Raw genomic sequence first — 3,055 nt, 5'->3', positions numbered from 1 at the left:
ATATCTTGCTTGGCGCCATTGCCAAGCAAGATATCACGGTCAGCCGTTTCGGTGGCGACGAGTTCATGATCTTCTTCGACCGCGTCGAGGATGAGAGCCATCTGACCAGCCAGCTCGACGAGATATTCGCCGGCCTGCAAGGGGAAGTCGACGTCGCCGGTCACGGGCTGCGCATTCAGGCCAGCGGCGGCGCGGTGCTGTCACGGGTCAAGGATACCGATGTCGACGCCATGATCGTGAAGGCGGACCTGGCGCTCTACAAGGCCAAGGAACTCGGCAAGAACAGCTGGCGATTGTTCGAAGCTTCGATGGATGCCGCCTTCCGCAACCGTCAGCTGATGAAGGCGGATCTGCGCACCGCGGTAGAGGGCAAGAGCCTGCGGGTGGTCTATCAGCCGATCGTGGCGATGAGCACCATGCGTATCGCCAGTTGCGAGGCGCTGTGCCGGTGGGATCATCCAGATCTCGGGCCAATCTCGCCCAGCATCTTCATTCCGCTTGCCGAGGAAATGGGCATCATTTCCGAGATCAGCACCTTCGTGCTGCAGGCAGCCTGCGCCGAATGCGCCAAATGGCCCGACCAGACCAGCGTTTCGGTCAATCTCTCGGCCAAGGATTTCCGCAGCCGCGATGTCATCCAGAAGGTTCGCGATGCGTTGGCCGGCACCGGCCTCGCCGCCAGTAGGCTCGAGATCGAGGTCACCGAAACGGCGCTGCTCGACGACAAGTCGCTGACGCGCCAGTATATTGAGGAGCTGAAGCAGCTTGGCGTGCGCATCGCGCTCGACGATTTCGGCACCGGCTATTCGAGCCTGAGCTACCTGCACAAGCTGCCGCTCGACAAGATCAAGATCGACCGCTCTTTCCTGATGGACGTCACCCAGAATCCCCGTTCGCTCGAGCTGCTCAAGGGTATCGTCAACCTGTCGCGGCCGCTGGGGCTTTCGGTGACCGTCGAAGGGGTCGAGACCTTCGAGCAGCTCAAGATCCTGGCGCTGCAGGTCAAGCCTGATCTTGTCCAGGGGTTCCTGTTCGGTTCGGCGCTCAGCGCTTCCGGCATCGAGACGATGTCGAACACGGTATGGCCCTTCGCCAAGGATATCAGGACCGCCAAAAAGGCGGTACGCCGCTGATTTGCGGCGCCTGGCGCATGGTGCCCAGGCACTGAGAGCCCATCCCTGTTTCCATCAGGATTGAACAGGCGCCCAGGCTTTAGGCATTCACTGCATTCGAGGTTTCTTTGCACATCGCGGGCCATGCCAGAATTTCAGCCGCTTCCCGTCATGTTCGAGACACGCTCTTTCCCCGTCGCGACGCAGAAAACGAAGAAAACCACCAATTTTAGTTTTATTTTAGCAATCGTTAACCTTAACGACTGGTAAACGGGCTGCTTCCTGTTTTCATCTTTTACATCCCAAGACCCTGTCGTAGTGTCGGATCGCGGCGGCAATGTACGGGGATTGAGTTGATGATTGTGCAGTTGAGTTCGCTTCGTCCGGTGACGGGCGAGGACGGCAAGGACGCCGCCGACACCATGTCCAGCTTCGCCCGCAACGTTTCGGCGATGCTTGAGCGGACAGAGTACCGCCGCTGCGACAAGGGCGAAGATCTCGAGGACATCTACCGCCTGCGCTACAAGTCATATCGCTCGAACGATATGGTGCCCGACAACGAAAACCATACCATTCACGATGAGCTCGACGAGGCACCGAATGTGTACCGCTTCGGGGTCTATATCGACCAGGAACTCGTCAGCACGCTGCGTATCCATCACGTCACCTTGGCGACGCCGATGTCGCCTTCCACCAAGGCCTTTGGCGACATCGTCATGCCGATGCTTCGTGACGGACTGAGCTTCATCTGTCCCAGCCGGTTTGCGTCCGATCCCGAATGGTCGCGCGTCTACCCGCAGATTCCCTACCTGACGCTGCGGCTGGCCGGCATGGCGTGCTTCCATTTCAACGCGCCCTACTGCCTGTCGACCATTCGTGAGGATCACGCCGGCTTCTACAAGCGTATCTACTACTCGGAGAAGATCAGCGAGTCGCGCGCCTATCCGGGCGTTTTCAACAAGGTCGTGCTCTACCGCGCCGACGTCAACGCAATCCGCGAGCGGTCCTTCTCACGGTTCCCGTTCTTCCGCTCGACGCCAATGGAGCAGCGCATGCTGTTCGATACGCCGCATGTCGGGGAACTCGCGCCGCTGACCATCCTGCCGACGGCAAAATACTATCACGAAGCCGCCTGATACGGCAGGGATCCACACGATTTTGCAGGGCCGACAGGAGCCTTTTGGCGACTTCGGCGTTCTGGGTGAGGCCACGAGCAGCGCTCCGGGTCGATCTGAGGTTTTTGAGGGAACCCGCCATGACCATTTCCACACTTGCGCTAACCCCGCTCATCTCGCTGATCGCCGGCGTGCTGATCCTGGTCATGCCAAGGCTGTTGAACTACATCGTCGCGCTCTATCTGATCGTCGTCGGGTTGCTCGGGCTATTTCCGCATCTAGCCGGCTGAGGCTCCGGCTTAGGCCACGCAAGCGTCCGCCCTTCGGAGTTCCGCATCAAGCATCAGAATCCAGCGATCGGACTCCGTCGCGGCGTCGACTGCTGGCTTCAATCTTTCTTTGAGGCAGTTGTCGGTTGTTGTGCGGCAATAGCGCCATTGCTCTCGGCGCGGCTTTTCGCTATGTGCCTGAAAGATGTCTTCGAAGGGGTATTCCTATGGCTGATCACTCGCCGACTGGTCCTGTCGAACTGGGCGCGAAGATGGACTATGCCGAGCATGACCGCACCTATGCGGGCTTCCTCGCGCTGGCCAAGTACGGCTCGCTGTTTTGTGGCGCCCTGCTCCTGGCGATGGCCTTCGGCTTCTTCGCGGGCGGCTTCTTCTCGGCGACCATTCTGTTCGTGCTGATTCTGGCTGTCGGCGCCTTTATCCTCCGATAGATTTTTCCGACATCTTGTCCACGGCGCCGCCGCGAGGCCGGCCGGCGTCTTGCGGGAAATAGCTTCCGGCCGAAAGGATCATGCGGTGGGACAGACGGTTTTCATCC

General features: G+C 59.5%; 4 protein-coding genes. All 4 read left to right on the top strand.

Annotated elements, in window-relative coordinates; genetic code table 11:
• The coding region (locus EN969_RS24170) for a GGDEF domain-containing phosphodiesterase (RefSeq protein ID WP_164758451.1) at positions 1 to 1,133 on the top strand (1,133 nt) is incomplete at its 5' end.
• Between the two features lie 335 nt (positions 1,134 to 1,468).
• Positions 1,469 to 2,248 carry a hypothetical protein gene (locus EN969_RS24165; protein WP_013528206.1) on the top strand — a complete coding sequence of 260 codons (780 nt, stop codon included), beginning with the start codon at positions 1,469 to 1,471 and terminating at the stop codon, positions 2,246 to 2,248.
• Between the two features lie 119 nt (positions 2,249 to 2,367).
• Positions 2,368 to 2,517, top strand: a complete 150-nt coding sequence (locus tag EN969_RS24160) for a DUF3096 domain-containing protein (protein WP_013528205.1) — start codon at positions 2,368 to 2,370, stop codon at positions 2,515 to 2,517.
• 206 nt (positions 2,518 to 2,723) lie between these two features.
• Complete coding sequence (locus tag EN969_RS24155) at positions 2,724 to 2,948, top strand: aa3-type cytochrome c oxidase subunit IV (RefSeq protein ID WP_013528204.1); 225 nt, start codon at positions 2,724 to 2,726, stop codon at positions 2,946 to 2,948.
• Positions 2,949 to 3,055: the final 107 nt, after the last annotated feature.

Source organism: Mesorhizobium sp. M7A.F.Ca.CA.003.01.2.1 (assembly GCF_003998945.1).
Taxonomy (GTDB): domain Bacteria; phylum Pseudomonadota; class Alphaproteobacteria; order Rhizobiales; family Rhizobiaceae; genus Mesorhizobium; species Mesorhizobium ciceri.
Note: the sequence above shows the minus strand (reverse complement) of the source record. Positions and strands in the feature narration are given on the sequence as shown.